Annotated in this window: 15 protein-coding genes; 4 read left to right on the forward strand and 11 right to left on the reverse strand. The window is 38.3% G+C overall.

Annotated elements, in window-relative coordinates:
- The first annotated feature begins 58 nt into the window (after window positions 1-58).
- Window positions 59-1,153: a porin gene (locus tag PR767_RS08160; protein ID WP_004911303.1), complete on the forward strand. Its 1,095-nt coding sequence runs from the start codon at window positions 59-61 to the stop codon at window positions 1,151-1,153.
- Window positions 1,154-1,841: 688 nt separating this feature from the next.
- On the opposite strand, the gene PR767_RS08165 is transcribed toward PR767_RS08160, so the two are convergent.
- The 5 genes from PR767_RS08165 to PR767_RS08185 all read right to left on the reverse strand — a co-directional run bounded on the left by PR767_RS08165 (window position 1,842) and on the right by PR767_RS08185 (window position 5,687).
- Window positions 1,842-2,336 carry a hypothetical protein gene (locus tag PR767_RS08165; protein ID WP_272520115.1) on the reverse strand — a complete coding sequence of 165 codons (495 nt, stop codon included), beginning with the start codon at window positions 2,334-2,336 and terminating at the stop codon, window positions 1,842-1,844.
- Window positions 2,336-2,668 (reverse strand): M15 family metallopeptidase, encoded by a 333-nt coding sequence (locus PR767_RS08170; RefSeq protein ID WP_039861802.1) that lies wholly within the window; start codon window positions 2,666-2,668, stop codon window positions 2,336-2,338. The genes PR767_RS08165 and PR767_RS08170 overlap by 1 nt, the downstream gene beginning before the upstream one ends.
- A gap of 5 nt (window positions 2,669-2,673) precedes the next feature.
- On the reverse strand, window positions 2,674-2,952 hold the full coding sequence (locus PR767_RS08175) for a phage holin family protein (RefSeq protein ID WP_272520116.1): 279 nt from the start codon (window positions 2,950-2,952) through the stop codon (window positions 2,674-2,676).
- Complete coding sequence (locus PR767_RS08180; RefSeq protein WP_272520177.1) at window positions 2,939-3,319, reverse strand: putative holin; 381 nt, start codon at window positions 3,317-3,319, stop codon at window positions 2,939-2,941. The genes PR767_RS08175 and PR767_RS08180 overlap by 14 nt, the downstream gene beginning before the upstream one ends.
- Window positions 3,320-3,416: 97 nt before the next feature.
- Window positions 3,417-5,687 carry a hypothetical protein gene (locus tag PR767_RS08185; RefSeq protein ID WP_272520117.1) on the reverse strand — a complete coding sequence of 757 codons (2,271 nt, stop codon included), beginning with the start codon at window positions 5,685-5,687 and terminating at the stop codon, window positions 3,417-3,419.
- Between the two features lie 288 nt (window positions 5,688-5,975).
- On the opposite strand from PR767_RS08185, the gene PR767_RS08190 reads away from it, so the two are divergent.
- The gene (locus PR767_RS08190; protein ID WP_272520118.1) at window positions 5,976-6,227 is read left to right on the forward strand and encodes a hypothetical protein; all 252 of its coding nucleotides are present in this window, start codon (window positions 5,976-5,978) and stop codon (window positions 6,225-6,227) included.
- A gap of 47 nt (window positions 6,228-6,274) precedes the next feature.
- On the opposite strand, the gene PR767_RS08195 is transcribed toward PR767_RS08190, so the two are convergent.
- The 3 genes from PR767_RS08195 to PR767_RS08205 all read right to left on the reverse strand — a co-directional run bounded on the left by PR767_RS08195 (window position 6,275) and on the right by PR767_RS08205 (window position 9,494).
- Window positions 6,275-7,414 carry a hypothetical protein gene (locus tag PR767_RS08195; RefSeq protein ID WP_272520119.1) on the reverse strand — a complete coding sequence of 380 codons (1,140 nt, stop codon included), beginning with the start codon at window positions 7,412-7,414 and terminating at the stop codon, window positions 6,275-6,277.
- The gene (locus PR767_RS08200) at window positions 7,411-8,406 is read right to left on the reverse strand and encodes a hypothetical protein (protein ID WP_272520120.1); all 996 of its coding nucleotides are present in this window, start codon (window positions 8,404-8,406) and stop codon (window positions 7,411-7,413) included. Before PR767_RS08200 ends, PR767_RS08195 begins: the two co-directional genes overlap by 4 nt.
- Window positions 8,407-8,483: 77 nt before the next feature.
- Window positions 8,484-9,494 (reverse strand): hypothetical protein, encoded by a 1,011-nt coding sequence (locus tag PR767_RS08205; protein ID WP_272520121.1) that lies wholly within the window; start codon window positions 9,492-9,494, stop codon window positions 8,484-8,486.
- 229 nt (window positions 9,495-9,723) lie between these two features.
- On the opposite strand from PR767_RS08205, the gene PR767_RS21255 reads away from it, so the two are divergent.
- The gene (locus PR767_RS21255; RefSeq protein ID WP_146063745.1) at window positions 9,724-9,864 is read left to right on the forward strand and encodes an ash family protein; all 141 of its coding nucleotides are present in this window, start codon (window positions 9,724-9,726) and stop codon (window positions 9,862-9,864) included.
- Between the two features lie 22 nt (window positions 9,865-9,886).
- Complete coding sequence (locus PR767_RS08210) at window positions 9,887-10,627, forward strand: ORF6N domain-containing protein (protein WP_272520122.1); 741 nt, start codon at window positions 9,887-9,889, stop codon at window positions 10,625-10,627.
- Window positions 10,628-10,714: 87 nt separating this feature from the next.
- On the opposite strand, the gene PR767_RS08215 is transcribed toward PR767_RS08210, so the two are convergent.
- From PR767_RS08215 to PR767_RS08225, 3 genes are read right to left on the reverse strand one after another with little or no spacing between them, the layout of a single operon-like run.
- Complete coding sequence (locus tag PR767_RS08215) at window positions 10,715-11,137, reverse strand: hypothetical protein (RefSeq protein WP_272520123.1); 423 nt, start codon at window positions 11,135-11,137, stop codon at window positions 10,715-10,717.
- Window positions 11,138-11,146: 9 nt separating this feature from the next.
- On the reverse strand, window positions 11,147-14,515 hold the full coding sequence (locus PR767_RS08220) for a hypothetical protein (protein ID WP_272520124.1): 3,369 nt from the start codon (window positions 14,513-14,515) through the stop codon (window positions 11,147-11,149).
- Window positions 14,516-14,517: 2 nt separating this feature from the next.
- Complete coding sequence (locus tag PR767_RS08225; protein ID WP_272520125.1) at window positions 14,518-17,262, reverse strand: hypothetical protein; 2,745 nt, start codon at window positions 17,260-17,262, stop codon at window positions 14,518-14,520.
- Window positions 17,263-17,272 lie beyond the last annotated feature (10 nt).

Consider the following 17,272-nt stretch of genomic DNA (forward strand, 5'->3'; position numbering starts at 1 on the left):
ATAATAACTATCAATTAGGAATTTTTACTAAATATCACTCAATCCATAAGGCTATGTTATGAAGTACAAATTACTCACACTCATTATTCCAACACTACTTACTGTCAATGTTGCTAACTCCGCTGAAATGTACAATAAAGATGGTAATAAACTTGATGTATACGGACAAATTGATGTCCGCCATCATATTGCCAAAAGCCGTAGTGGCGAAGATGGTGACGACTCACGTGTCAGACTAGGGCTAAAAGGTGATTCGCAAATCACCGACCAGCTCATTGGCTTTGGGCGTTTTGAATGGGAAACGAAAACTAACCAATCGGAATCAACTGAAGAAAATAGCAATCGTTTAGCTTATGCAGGCTTAAAATTTGCAGATTACGGCTCCCTTGATTATGGCCGCAATTATGGTGTTATTTATGATACCAATGCTTGGACAGACGTATTACCACTCTGGGGAGCGGATACGATGGATCAAGAAGATAATTACATGCTAAGCCGTAACCGCAATTTACTCACTTATCGCAATAATAATGCTTTTGGTTACATTGACGGTTTAAGCTTCGCACTACAATATCAAGGTAAAAATGGTGAAAAAAACCTATCATCCGGAGATGAATTAACCGATAACGGCGATGGTTTTGGCTTATCGACTGCTTATGAGTTAGGTTATGGTATTTCCCTTGGCGGTGGTTACTCCTCATCTTCCCGCACACCAAAACAAAAAGATGCCACAACCAGTAGTGCAACGGGTAAACGCGCCGAAGCATGGAACGTAGGAGGGAAATTTGAATACGAAGACCTCTATCTCGCCGTCATGTATGGCCAAACACTTAATATGAGCCGTTTTGGTAATGATGATATGGAGTCAATAGCAAATAAAACTCAGAATCTTGAAGTGGTTGCCTTATATTCTTTTGACTTCGGTCTAACCCCATCAATTGGCTATAACTATTCCAAAGGTAAAAACTTAGGCAACTTTGGGGATAAAGAATTAGTGAATTATATTGCCATCGGCTCAGCTTATGACTTTAATAAAAATTTGAGTGCTGTTATCGATTATAAAATCAACTTGTTAAACGATAATGATTTTACTGACCATTACAAAGTGAATACCGATAACGTGCTTGGCTTAGGGTTAGTGTATCAATTCTAAAATTATTATCCCTAGCGTAAAGTAAAAGCATCCGTTATAGACGGATTGCTTTTACTTTATAATCCTGTTGCTCAATCATGCATTAAATATCTAACTGAATTTAATATATCAGTAAGCCCTACTTTCCCCTCATTAAAATTATCTCTCATCATTTTATAAAAGTTTTAAAATTCGTAATCAGGTAAAAATTTATTATTGCTACAGCATGGCTTCAAAAATACCACTTTAGGTGATATTTATTATCCCTCATCGATAAGTATATATTGACCTAATATCCATTTTATTACCGTTACGATAGACGTCATTGAAGCACAGATATAGTATTTACGAGTACTCTATTGAAGTGATTTTTAGGTTACCTAAAAATCTAAGAGCATCTATTATAACCATTGTTACTTTTTTCATTCCAGTTCCACCTATAAGCATATAATCAATAAAGTGATCATCACTTAACCAAAGTAAAATGACCTACTCGTCACCAAAAAACAAAAAGGCACCAGTAACTAACTGATGCCTTTGGATTTATCGATAACTAAAAACTGTTATCAACAATAGCTATATTATTCCCACTCAATTGTTTACACCAATCGTAACCTATTGATTTATATAAATCAGAATTAACCTAGTGGGTTATGATACCGTCACCAATACCGTCATAATGAAAAGTGAACAATATTTGTACAGCAATCTATCGATACGATTCGAGTAGTTTTTCTTTTGCTGCTAAGTCGGTAATGCATAAATTAAGGGCCCTTGTGTTTTCATCGGCACGATTAGACTCACGCCCATAGACTTCAAGTGTTCTTCGTAATTGTCGAGAAAGTTCACTGGCCTTTGCTCTCTCAGTTCGGCAGGTATCGGCGTCAATGGTACCATCAGTTTTTGTTTCCGTGGCACTGGTTTCGAGTTGCACGCTGTCAAAGTGATTAAGAACACGCTTAAGCAAATCGTCTGTGCGCATCGTAGCACGTTCTTTTTGTTCATTGTATATCACCACCCTATTTTGTTGCTCTTCGTCTTCCCGCTTGCGCTGGTCGATGTTAAACGCTAGGTCTTTCTCATTTTCATGTTGCCCAGCAATCTGTTTTGTCATTTGCTGGTTATCAGAAAAAATGCCGCTAGTCATAAAACCAGCGGCAAATGAGATAGCCAGCGCAATTAATGCAATGGCTACTTGTTTCATTAGCGAACCCCGTTATGTTCCAATGAATAGTGGTTTCCGTCATTAAAACGACCGCCCCAGCTACCGCCAATTGATTCCCAGTATTCACCAAGTGGCTTATGATCACTCGAAGCAGTTAACCACTTACCGTCTTTAAATAAATTAAAATCAACTGCTAGGCGCTCTGTATGCAGGCTTTTACTAATACCTTTACCTGCCTTTTCATTTAATGCTGCCTGTTCTTTCGTTCGGTATGCTTCACCAAAAGTTAACTGGTAGCCATTCGCCTGAGCAAAGATAATTAACTTAGCCACCATTCCAGTAAATCTATTTTGTTTATCTACCATGGACATTAGGATCACCCCACTTTTTTAATTAACTGCATGACATTGCCGCGCTTAGCAAACAGCGCAGCACAAAGGAAAGTATTTGGAATTAAGTTCTGAAATCCTGCTTGATAGCTAGGATCGAGATAGGAGTAGACTGGTACCGATATTGAGTATCCGAGAAATGCATAAGCCAGCCAACCACCAAGCTTACTATAGCCTTTACCGTCCCTCACAAAGTAAAGACCACGCAAGAACATAACCAAACAAACAAAGGCATTAGTGACAAGCATGAATTTATCGTACGTCATGGCCGTTACCTCCTTTCGGAATATCAGCTTTCTTGTACAGTTTGATACTGAGTTTTACAGAGAGAAGCGAGGCCACGAAAGCCCCAAGAGCGTCTAGGCTATCAATGTTATAGGCGTCTGGTTTAACACCAATCAACCCGGTCATTGAAACAAAGATGGTAGCGAAAGGACTAAAGAATAGTAAGCCAGCCCCGAGACTGAGAATTGCAAATACTGAACGGATAGCGAAAGAGAATTCTGTTGCTGCTGTAGTAAAGTAAATAGCGCCAAGAATAGCCCCCATAACAACCTCAGGGGGCAATCCTGAAAAGTAACCTAGAAAGGATGCAAGGCTTAAGCCTGTAACCGTTGCGGCATTTTCATTCATGTGTAGCACCAGGTTGAGAAATAACCATGATACTACAGCATGAAAAGATAAACAAAAAACCATAAAAAACTAACCGGCAATGCGGAAATTTTTCTTATTACAGATGTCTTGCCCTAAGAACAAACATTCCAGCGCATTGCTGGTTGTATTCTTGAATAACTTTAAATGAATAAAGTGCATTGTATGAACCTGACCATGATGTTAGTACAACTGACTCATATGCTTTAAATGGCCCGCTCTTGGAAACCGAAGTGCCTTGATCTATACCGTTACGGGTTATCTGAAATACATACGTTCCAGTGCTAGTGGTTGTAACATAAGGTATAAAAACTAATTCACAGTTGTTTGCAAATTCAAGAGACTGCACGGGGTTTAATCCCCTGCACTGCACACTAAACGTATTCAGTGAACTTTCAACAGATGACATAGTGCTGAAGTTCTCAGACAACGTCTTGGCTATAGCTGTTTTTGCTGCATAAGCTGATTCTTTTGATAACCTCACACGACTACCACTGACGCCTGTAAAATTAAATGAATTCGATGAGTCAATGGAGAATGGAAAGCCTATTAGCGATGCGAATGTGTTGCTGTCTGGCTTAACTTTAACCTTACCTCGTTGAGAGAGGAATACATCTGGTGTCTGCCATGAAATTCCAGCTGAATTAGTAACTGCACAGTAGTAGTCTATTCCTGCATTAGCTTCAAGATACATACTGTCTATCTTTAGGCTTCCGTATTTCATTTTATTCTGATAGCCAGAGCCTTTGTTTAGCTCACCTATAACTTTCCCGATATGGACAGAGAACATTTCACCATAAAACCCAACCCCATACCCTATATCTTCATTAGTATCTTCAACCCACGTTTCCGACTGCCCGTTTGTATGACCCCAAGCTTCATCAATGTATATTCCATTGACAGCACCATCCCACGATTGATTTATGTCTGGGTGCTTACCGATAGTCACACCACTACCTTTTCCTGCCCGTCCAAACAGTCCGTTATAGGTTGAATACCATGTCCGGCAAATCAAAATATTATGCCGAGTAAAACCGGATGCGTAAGGCCGGGTAAACACTGTTCTGAACATTCCACCTATGAGACAATGACCGACTTTAATCTCTCCGCCATCAGTGCTGTCCATTGTAAGGTATACATCGGTACATACTGTCCCTGAACACATGTCGGGCTCAGGGCCTTGAAGACCTTGAAATGTCTCTAAACATAACGCGGCATCACGCACAACTCCACGCTGAGGGCGCAGCGAAGTTCTATTAACACGTGGATTCGGGTTGTAGATGGTGAAATCAGTCGGGAGTCGAATGTAGGTGTGTTCGTCACGCGGCGTTCTCAGTGTCATTCTACAATCAATTTTCACTGTCGCATTTATTTCTTTCCCATGCTTCATCGCTTGATCTAATATAAATGTATCGTCGTAATCTGTAGCTCCTGCGCCTGTTGTAGTGATTTCACCATTTTCAGCTTGCAACTCTAAGTAAGTATCTGCGTTAATTTTAGGGTTGACTAATGGGTATTTAGACGTGCCATTTTTCACTTTAAAAAGTGCGTACCCTCTTGATGCTATTTTTATTGAAGTTCCAACAAACGGGGCTGCCAATATTACTGACTGGATATCTTCTAATACCCATTTTAAACTAGGATAACCAACACTAATCCACGCTCCTGCGCCAATTCCACCTGCCAATTGTGGTGTTGAGCCTTCTGGAACTGGCTTTGGCAAAGCCCCATCCCAGCGATAATATTCTCCTTGATGTTCAAAAAACAGCGCTTGGTACCTGCTAGTGATTAACGCCCCCAACTCAAATGAGTCAATAAATTCATATCCTAAAACCCCAGTTTCAGCTGGGTCTAATAACGTAGGGATTCCGTTATGATCGAACCCTATCTGCTTATTTCTTCGCTCACTTACTTTTGGGAATGCCAATACATCCATATCATCAACACGCAACGTACGCTTTTCTTTTTTCAGTATCGTGCTGTTAACCCCTTCAATCTCATCCTTCAATGTGCCTAAATCAACCGCATCAGTATCACGTTTAGGCTTTCCTAGGTTAGCAATACGATAGCCTTTAGCATCGAACCAGTTAGCTAGAATATTTGGGCGCTTTAGGTATAGCGATCCAAGGCTTCCCCAAATGCGCTGGATAATCATTGTCAGGTAATCAAATGCATCCTCGTGCGTTTCAGCAAAGAACTTACTTTGATTGCGGAATGAGGTTTCTTGTGTGATTGGAATATCACGGGCAATGCTAATTTTGTGCCCGTTGGCAAGTGGTCTAGTTAAGATTACCTTTCCACCAGCCGACTTGTTAGCGCCTGTTACGGTGTAGTCAGTGCCTAAACGCAAGGTTACAACATTATCCCCGTCAGCATCTGACGTGATAACACTTAATTGATTCGCCTTAAATATCCTGAACTTATAATCAAAATCGGTTGTTACACCGTTTCCTGTATATTCATTACTGCTGATTTCAGTTGAAACAGTCATGACTATTCTCCACTCGGTTACGTTGGTGTATGATAGCCATTAAAACTCATTAACGGAATATTGTTTATTTTTAAACATAAAAAGATAAACATTGATAATGATTTTTCAGTTACTGTACAAGCTCCTTAAATCACATAGGTAGTTAATATGAAAGATATAATTAATTTTCCAGCACCCGATAACTATGCAGAAAAAGTTAATACCGAAACTGGAATAAAGGAGTTGATGAGTAAGTCGAACGTAGAAGAGCTACTAAGAAAACTTGATAGTGAAGGATGTGACGTGAGCGCGGCGCTCATTGAAATTACAGCAATGATGAATTACATAAATCTGAGTTTGAAGGTTAAAGAGAACATCAAAACGCATATTGAATACATCGCCAACGAGTTAAACAAGTAATCATTTAAGATAAATTAAAGCACCTATGCGGAGGTGCTTTTATGTCGCTATTCTATGTTAGTATTTATAAGTCTATCTATCATTTGTGTAACCTCATCAAAACCATTAGAGTTAGCACAAGATATATATTTCATTTTTCTAGAGTTTATTTGTTCATTAGGTCTTAAGTTATCATAAACCTTTATATTTAGAGTATTTTTGTTATTCATCTTTATGTTATATTTTGAATTAAAGTTCAAATAATCACTTCTAGTATCTATTATATTAATAAAAATCTTGCAGTTATTTTTTATATTTGAAAAGCCCTCTGGTGGACCTATCTTAAAAGATAATCCTTGTTTTATTAATTCATTTTTAATGCAATTAATTAGTTTTTCATGCTTTTCAATAAACATACTTGATAGCTTTTCTTTTTCATGAATTTTGTTATTAGCATAAATCGAATTTTTAATCTCAGATAGATACTCTTCTTTTTCCATATCATTACAAAAACAAGAAGTTACATAACAATCTACAGTTTTTGGTAACTTATCGCCTATGGATGTAGGGTGTAAATCTGAAACATCAAAAATATTTTCAGCTAACTCTATCAATAGATTAGTAACTTCATAGTTTAGTGATATTGAACTATTCGAGTTGTCTTTAAATATAAGTCCGTTATTTTGTAATAAGCTAAGTGCACTTAATTCCAGACCATTGCTTGTGTGGCTTAGTTTACTTAGCTGTCTATTCACATTACCTAAAGGCTCTAATTCATATTTATTATTAATATAGAACTTTCTAAGGGTGTTTATTGCTGGCGTTGACAAGTTACTTAGCGTAAGAATTAAATGCTTTCTTGTATCATTATCATATTTTGATGACGACACATTTACAACCAACCTAGAATAATATTTTGTTTTTCTTTCATCATCATCTTGTAGTAATTTTTTAATAACAAAAGCTAGATTATCATTTGTAATAAATTTATCTTTACTATCATCTAACTCATAGATCCCCATGTAGAAATCATACAATTTCTGTTTATTTATAGCGTCATATAAATTTTTTGTATTTTCTACCAACCCTTTAATCACTCCGGCAGCAGGTCCTATTACTGGAACAGTTTCAACAATTTTAGTTCCACTCTCAATGACAACATCCTTTATTAGTTTTATTAATGCTTTATTTTTTTCCGTCTTATTCATTCGTGCACCCTCGATGATAGATTACCTGATAAAACAGACACTAATTTAGGATATTCTACTTCAAAGAAAGCAGATGAGTTATAATAAAGAGGCTTTTCATCGCATGGATACTTTTGTAGTTTTAAATTATAACTACGCTCAGCTGGGTTCAAAAATGCAAATTCTTTTTCAGATAAAATAATTTCATACTCAGGAGTGTAATTAAATTTGTTTTCATTATTTACAAGGTGTGCATTAAAACCTTCAATTTCTAGCTTAGATAACAACTCACTCTTAAAACTATCTCCCCATTCAACACTAATGTCTTGATGATTAATAACCACATCGCATTTTATTTTTTCTTTTAAATCTAATACCTTTGGCTCTAACTCTTCTATTTTAAAGATCAAGTCACAAATTTCACATAATAGATTTTCAATAACATAAGTCTCCTCACCACCGCGTAATCTGTTTTCCTTCAAAAGACCATAACGTACAAGTGTGCGTTGATGTAATTTTAAAAATTTGTCACCAAAAAAATCAGAAATAGAATTTACTTGTTTTTCTTTGTTTTCAAATGACATGATATCATGAGATGCCAATATATAATAACATTGAGCTAACTTAATATCTGATTCAGTCAGTCTTTTAAGTAGACATGCAAAGCTTTTTTTATTTTTTTCTGTATATTCTTTACCTACTATATTTAATAATAAATTTTTATAATATATTTCCTTATCTGAATCCATATCATCAATGCAAGAGCTTAAGATAATATTTGCATATTCTAATCCTGATACATTATAAAATTTCTTATCAACTTCATTATCCTCATTTATGAAAAACCTCAAGACTCTAAGAAAGTCTTCCTCATCTGCTCTACGCTCCAGCTCTACATATATATCGACAAATTTATCTACTCCAACTAGACTTGATAATCCATTGACCCACCCCATAACTTTATTTTTTTTTGCTTTTTTTTCTTCTTTTTTTACTAAATCACTAGAACTCATAACTACTCCTTGCTTCCTTTATATAATAGTGCACAATCGTATAGGTACAAAAATATCTCTGCGAAATAGTTTTTTGTTTACGTTCTTAATTCTTGTACTATTTTTTCAGCCAAAAAAAGCAACTCAAAATCATTGTTTTTTAAAGATATTTTCTCAAAACCTAATATCTTAGCTGAGTCATAAATTTTACCGAATTCAATGCTTTTAGAGTAGCCAATATGGTAGTAATTATCGTGTTTAATAGCATTAACATATAAGCCTGCTATTAAATTATTTTCATCCAGCATCAATCTATTACACCTATGTACAGCGAGGCCTTTTCCTTTAAGCTCAGCTTCTAAAACATCAAAACAATCACCAACATTTATACCGGAATTAATAATAACATCGTACCTTTCTTTTTCTACCTCGTTGATGAATCCTACCTTTAGCTCATTTTCATCAAAAATTAATTCACTGAATTCAATTAATAATTCAGTCGCCATTGAATCAGGAGCAAACGAACTACCAACATTCAATAATCCTAGTCCTGATAATTTACTGAGGTGTAGAGGAAAAAATTTATTTTTATTAAATGGTATATCTCTTTCTTGATCTTGTTTAGTAGTATAACCTTTAATGTCGTATTTATTAGATATATAAAATCGACTAATTATAGTTAGCTCTTCATATGATAATTGGCTTAGTAAGCTTATATAATTATTTTTATCATTAGTATTTATATCTACCCTATTTGATAACTTAATTGCTAAATTAACATAATATCCTGATTTGCTTTCATTATCCTCTTGTATAATTTTATTTATTAATTTTTCAAAATTCTCTAATGAGAAATCCAACCCAAACTCTTTTTCTCTACTTATGGTATCATTGATAAAAGCTTGAAGATTATCTGTTTCTTTTTTTTGCCTGAATTCCCTGTGTGCATTAACTAACCACTTGACTGCTTCTTCTCCTGCATCAGCAACCGCTCCAATGCCCGTGCCGCCTGTCAGTGTATCTTTAGCTACTGTAATCCCTAATCCGATAGCTGTCTCACTTTTACTTACCTGCTTGAATTTCTGTAAAAAATTTTTTATATAACCCATCGTAACCATTCCTTGTTTATATTTAATTTTATAATAATAAACATTACTTAACTAAAACCAAATACCCAGATTGTTTAACTTTTCTATTAATTTATTGCATGAACATAAACAATTTGGTAATTTACATCTTCTAAATTTTGCGCCATAGTGAATATACACCAGCAAAATCTGGTGTCGGGATTGGTCTCCTGCTAACTACGAAGGCGCATACACCGCGCGAGCGGTTTTTTTGTATGCGAAACACAGCTACATCTATTCAATGGTGAGCTGTGCGGAGGCACCTCACGGTGCGCCGGTTCCCTTTGTAGCCGGTAAGACCAACTCCGTACAGTTCACCACCAGCCTGATTGGTCTCAGCAGTGGTGATTAACCAAATTACAAAGGTAATCTCCATGACAAATTTAGATATCTCTATCTCACACATTTCACATCTTCCATCGATTGTTTATAGCGATCGCCCTGTGGTTACAACTGAATCATTAGCTAATTTATATGGCACTGAATCGGACTATATTCGTAAAAACTTTAACCGAAATTCAGGTAGATTTATTTCTGGAAAACACTTTTTCTTACTTGAAGGCGCTGAGCTTAGAGAGTTTAAGCACAGCATGTCTTTAAGACCTTCTGTGAAAATAGCGCGTAATGTTCGCTCGTTAATGCTATGGACTGAGCGCGGTGCGGCTCGTCATGCCAAGATGTTAGATACCGATCGCGCTTGGGATGTTTTTGAAATTCTGGAAGACAACTATTTCACCAAGTACAGAGATACAAAGCAATTAGCTAAAGGCATTCCACACAATGCCAGCACAGCAGAACTGATCGCGCTGGTGGATGAATTACAGAAAGTTATCCATGAGGGTGAGTTTATTCCCGCAGGTCATGCCCTACCAGAATATAGCTTCCCTAAAACCCGTAAGCCTCGTTCACGCATTCTTGAGGACTTCATCAACAACCCTAAAGAAGATGTACTCCACCAGCTTGTAGCGTGGCTTAAGAAAGATGGTCACAATATGGAAGATGCCGAACGTGTGTTAATGCATGTTCGTGATTGCATGATGGACATGGCTAAAGCTGTTAACACCATTCAAACCCACGCGCAGTATATTGATACAACAGTTAGTAAGTTGCTGTAAGCGTAACCAAGCCCTGTATAAACAGGGCTTTTTCAATTGATATGTTTTATAAACATAAAAAGAAAAATGATAATGCGCGAAATGGCACTAGCCATTATTAACTCTAAAAACTATATCTCCCTGAAGCATTACATTATCTGCCAGAAGCAAACCTAGGACACTTTGATTCACATCACTTTCTGATAGAGAGCTTAAAATATTCATTTTTTCATTAACTTGATTTTCAGTTAGATCGCCAATCTTAAATAGCTGATATAATGAAAACTTAATGTTTGCTACTATTCTATTGATAGCTGCATGATCTAGTAATGAATCATTTTTTATACCTTTAGCTAAACAAAACAAAGCAAACCTGCAAGCAATTTCACCCTCTGTATTTCTACTTTTTTTTAATGCAATTACAACTCCCTCACCAAATTCAGTCATTCTAAACCCCATAGAATTAAGATAAATGGCTACTGATGCAATTTGTTTCTCGGAATCTTTTTTTGTGTTTCCAAAAAAACTCATCATTTGTTCCTATTTTAGTTGCTTTTCTACTTGATTAAGTAACGGTGATAGATAGAAAAGATTCTGGAATGGTAACAGCTTTCTTACCGATCTGACTTCTCTATCGTCAAACTCACCATTCATAACACCTGCAGTAATATTTTGAATGTCACCGCCAAGGTCAAATGTAGGGCCTAATAACGCCCCGATACCGTTACGACTTTGATAGCGTGATGCTGGTGGGCCACCAAACATGGCACTCATCCCGTACGAGCCACCACTGAGGTTTTCTAATAGGTTATTAGGCTCACCTAACCACCCCATCATGCCTGACCAGTCCAAACCTTCTTTAACAAGGTTAGCAGGTTCAGCATTAATTTCACGCCCTGCCATCATTGATTTTAATACATAGACCAATGAGCCCAATGAAATTTGTAACAATGCACCATAATAGAATGATGCATCACCAGACTGAATACCAGATACTAACGCTCTATTGTGAGTACCGAAAAAGAAAGTTTTAAACTGCATCACAATCTTTCCAAGTTCACTACTCATCATTAATGGCGTATCACCAATGCCGGGTGTGATTACAGTAGTTCTAACGTCTTTCAGTACCGCCGCTTGGAAAGTTTCACGTACCACACGATCATCCCACAAGTGGCTGTGACCCGTTAACATTCCGTCTAAATCTTCACCGTGTTTTGAATATTGCTGAGCTATGCGCTCTAACATGTTTTTATCAACGCCAAGATGCGCCAGCTTTTTAATTTCTTTGCTACTTAATGCATTACCAGCCGCAACCTCTTGCGCAGCTCTGAGTATCTTTGATTGCGTTACAACACCAGTCCACATCTTCATTGTGTCTGTATATTGATTCATTAGTGTGAAATTACCAAACTTTTGTGATGACCACTCTAAACCACGTTCAACAAACGTTCGGCGAGCGTAGGGATCGTTAAGGTCAGCAATAACTTTAGAACGGCTAGATAATGCATATTCAAGCCCTATACCCATTTCACGTAAGTCAGCTTTGGCAATCTTCATTGCGCTAATATCAGTTAACATTTTACCTAATGGTTTTAATGCACTACGCAAACCATGCTGCATGATCGGTCTGGCCATATCTGGCAATGATGAAATTGTCATACCACCAAGCAAACGTAAAAAATTAACGTTACGAGCAATGCGACCAGCTCTAACAAAGAAACTTGATGAATCTTTAGGTGCGCCATAGGTGCCTAATAACCTGTCACGCATGGCGCGAATATCGCGTAAATCAGCATCCCTTCTAGCTTCTAACTTGCCACGTTCTTTTGCTGTTTTAGCCTCAGAAATTAACGTATTGTAATCATTGGTAATGGCCTTGATTTGTGCGTCCATATCAACACGCCCGAACTGCGCGGTAAGTTCTATTTCTGGTGCAACTTGTCTGACATAGTTTTCCATTACATAATTAACATCTGACTCTAAAAAGTCTTTAATGCGCTCATCGGGAATATTTAACGTACGTGACTTTGTAAAACCCGCACGCTTTGTTAAACCGTCAGGGATCAGCTCACTGGGTACGATGCCAGATGGTGCGCCTATAATTTTATTAATGATATCATCTGCCGCCACCTCAACCTCTTCACGTGCTAATGGTTCCATTCTACGCAATGCTGCATGGCGGCGATTATCATAGCGAGTCAGCGAGTTAGCTTTGCGTGTTAATTGGCGGTACTCGTTTCTGAACTGGCGCGGCTTGTCTAGAATGTCCAAAGATCGCTGATAAGAAGCCAGTTTGTTTTCAGCTTCTTCAATGCGAACTAGTTTACGCTCTAATTGTTCCAGCTTTTTAGTTGGTTTTTTAGTTTTACGCTTTTCAATTTCGGCTGAAACAGTTTCTTTTTCTGCAACTAATTTGCGGTTTTTTTCTATTTCATCCATTAAAAGCTGTTTTTTACCTGACCAGCGTTCAGCCTCTTTTATTTCAGCGTTTAACTTTTCTGCTTGTGGTGCGGATGTTCTGGCCTGCTCTATGCCAGCATCTGCTTTAGCTAGACTAGATTCAGCTTTATACACTGTGCGCTGGTTCATTTCCTGCAACCAATCAGCAATAATGTTTCGAAACTCAGCTCGGTCATTTAATATTTTATCGAACTTATAAATGCGTGGGAAATAGCTTTCTGCCGTTGATACAGTTACCCCCTCACGCAGGATACCAAGCTCAACCATGCGATCCTTAGTTTTCTCAACAATAGGTCGCACAGCTCTTGCCGCTTCAGCAACTTCTGGTATTGCATGGCGATCACCATTACGCATAGCATCACCAACTTGCTCACTAAATTCATATAGGCTTAATCGACTACCGTCACGCTCTTTAGCCATTTTACGATAGGTTTTATAAAAGTCTTTGGTTGACTCAACTTGCTTATAAACAAGCGTTTCGTAGCCTCTTACTTTGGTTTCTACCGCTGTAAACGATGCAATACCCTCTTCATTTTTTGTAAATGTAAAATTATTCTCTGCAAGCTGCTGGTTAATTTGCCGTGCTGTTTTTGATGGTGACTGAGCTACGCGACCAACAGGGCTCACATTCATTGTTCTGTTAATAAATGATGGCCCTTTCAATGCTTCCTGCTCTAACGTGGTATCAGGTACTTCCATTGCACCAACGCTAGTATTGTCTGGAGTATTTTGTTGTACAGTCCGCTGTTCGCCTAACACATCGTTTTTCAACTTACTGACTATCTGCCCTCTGTTTTTTACCAACTGAGCCGCCGAGCCAAGCAAGCCACCTAACATAGCGTCAAACGTTACGTTCAGCGCGCTTTCTTCAAGCGTTCTGGTTTCTTGGGTAGCAGATAGAGCCACTTCTGAAGCAACGCCACCAAGCGCATTAGATACGGCAAATTTACTTGCTGTAGCCAATACATCGCCGCCACGAACAATAGTGCCTGCAGGTATCATCATTGCGGCAACGTTGATGGGATCAATCACCCCCATTGCTATACTTGATATTAATCCAGCGCCACCAGCGTCTTGTAGCATTTGCCTATCTTGAATTTGCCTATTTATCCGCTGTTTTATTGCTGATGTTTCCTCTGGTGATTTAGAGTGAATAAATGCATCGGCAAAATCCTCATAACCGGTTAATGTACGTTCATCATCGAATGGATTGTAACCGTCTTGTTCTTCGAACTGATTAAAAGGCATTGTAGCTATTAAACTACCTACCGAGTTATCAATGCGAAACGCAGCATCACGCAGCTTAGATACCTCATTTTTATCACTGAAAGGGTTTGCAGCATCAAGAATGCCTACATCACTTGATTCACCATATTGAGGGTCAGGCTGTTTAATTGAGCCAACATCAGCGCCCATTACATCACTTGGATTCATTTCATAAATAGGCATGGTTATTCTCTCCCAAACATGGTGTTAAGTGTGTTGCTGAAACCATAATCAATCGGCTCAGGTTTGGCGTTACCTTCTAATATCTCACGCTCTTTCTTAGCCTCTTGGTATGTTTTCTGCCGCTTATCCATAACTTCACGGTACATTGGTGATGATGATTGCTCAGGCTTAAAGCGTGACGGCATACCATTATCACCAAGGAAAGGAGAAAATATTGGTCTATTATCGCTACCCGTTTGCTTCAATATAATTGCATAGCTAAAATCACGACCAGTCATAGCATCAGGCACCAGAACAAATTCAGCATCATCAGGCATTCCGCCGAACACTTTAGATTTAAGCTGTTTTTGTTCTTCGCGCCACTGACCTATGATCCAGTTACCTGCGCCGCTTTCATTGGTACCGTAAACAGCCTCGGGCGCATAACGCATAACTTCATCTTTTCCGTTAATTGATGTAACGGCCCATTTAGATTTTATCTGAGCATTTGTATTTTTCTTGGCTAACTCTGCATCACCACCTGATTTATCAAAGTTAGTATCATAGAGAACAAAATAATCCCTCATGTACTCACTATTGCTAGTGCTTGCCTTAGTGATATTCGGCGATGAGAAACCGCCTAAAGCAAAGAAACTATTAATATTACCTTGTGCTGCTTTCTCTCTTTCTTTGCTGTATTTATTGCCGCTTTTCATATCAGATAACATCTTTTTAGTCATGTCATCCTGTTCATAAGTGGCTTTATAAGCGGTTTCTATAGCGTCTTTACCATCCATTCCTGCACGTGTAAGGCTATAAATTTTCCCGTAATAGGCCATAGCATCATTTGACATGCCATTGATTGCCGATGGGTTAGTATCAAATATTTGCCCGTACATTTTAGCCATTGGAATGACTAATTCAGGGTTTCTAGATGTTGAACCCGTCACCAGTTTTGATTTAATTTGCGAGGGAATAATTCCTGTACGACTGGATATTTCAGCTACTGCATTTAAACTATTCTCATCACTAATATTAAATGACGATTCAATATTGTTAGTGAAATAGTTGTCTGCCGCATCTTGATTGCTTTTATCGTTAGGATCTAGTGGGAAGTTATTCTGTATAGATAGCTGTAGGCGATTTGCTGAAAACACCTTATCTTGCGCCTTGATGTTGCTATCAACAAACTTCCCGAATTTTTCCCAACGCTGCATTTTACTTGCGTAATTGCTTTCTGATGGTTCGGGCATAATGCTGTTTAATAACGAGCGCTGCGCCTGTGGTGTCATATCTTTAGCCGCTGATATCAATCCAGCGTAGCGTTTCGCCTCTCGCATATCCGCTATCATTTCCGAGCCTTTGTCATAACCAAAAGCAGAAATAATAGTTTTTTCAGATGGTACATTAGGTGCATCTAAGCCGTTTTCCCACGCAGCGTAAGAATCAGAAATAGTAGTTCCAAGCTCAGTTTGTAGTTGCTGCTGGCGTTGCTTGTCCATTTGCTCGGCTTGCTTTAAGTATTTGGCTTGGTCTGATTCGTCTAGCGCATCGAAAGCCACTGAACCAGTTAAGCGTTTAGGTGCATTAGGTGAGCTAGGTAAACTTACCAATCCAAGCGCTGATTGAATTCCATTTGAAATATCATCATTAGATAGCTTGCTAACTTCACCTTGCCCATTCTCTTGAATCATTATCGCCATTGATAGCCGAGTTAATGTATCTAAGTCTGTTAGGTCAAGAACAGTATCACGAGGAACATTGAGATAATCAGATACGAATTTAATATAACCTTCAGTATCGTTATCATCCTCAGGTGGAGCCCAGCGAGTAATGATTTGCTCAGGTGTTACATACCCCTGCCTCGCATACGATAATAGGTTTTTTCCTGTAGCTCTAATGCCATGTGCAGGTGTAGCGAATGTCACAAACGAACCGTCATTACCCGTTTGTCCTACCCAAACATCCTTTGACATTCTAATGTTGCCCGGATTGTTATTACGAACTCCACGCGCAGATCCACTACTAGAAGATGAGGTAGATTTATCATAATAACGACTGATACCACCGTTATCTGACGGCTCTCCATTCTGCTGCATAAACTGCATGTAGTCAGAGCCTATCTGATTTTCAATAGCTCTCTTTGCTGTGGCTGTTTTAAACTCCTGTTTCTTGGCTAGTATCTGCTCATCACTCCAGCCGTGTGAAAACCCAAATTCTTCTATTTGTTGGAATACTTGTTTGTTTGCTGATAGGTAAGCATTGTTATCTCCATACAAACTAGCGGCTGACTCCGCATTAACAGATAACGTTGCTTGGAATTGGTCTTGTTCGTAAGCTTTAATTTGCCCCATTTCATGCTTATTAGCCTGCGAGCTAAACTGCAACCGCATTTCTTTTGCTTGCTGTGCGAACATACTTTTGATTGCATCATCCTGCAACGTTCCTGCTATTTCACCAGCGGCATTATCAAATGCCTGCTCAAACTCATAACCTTTACCAATAGCATTCTTACCCTGCATTGCAAGTAATCCATTGCGCGGATCGTTCATCAATTCATTGGCTTTCTGTCTAAGTTGCAGTGATGCATCTTGTGCCAGCGCTACATTAGCCCGTTGCTTCGCTTCTGCGAATAAGCCTGTGTATTGCTCGGCAACCTGACCTAATCCGGCACCAAACTGATCAGGGTTCGACTGAACACTAAAGCCATTATTCGGCAGAGGTGATGAACTAACCTGCTGTTCTTTATATGTTGGTACTGTTGGCATATATCACCCC

Origin of the sequence: Providencia sp. PROV223 (assembly GCF_028479245.1) — a bacterium.
Taxonomy (GTDB): Bacteria; Pseudomonadota; Gammaproteobacteria; order Enterobacterales; family Enterobacteriaceae; genus Providencia; species Providencia rettgeri.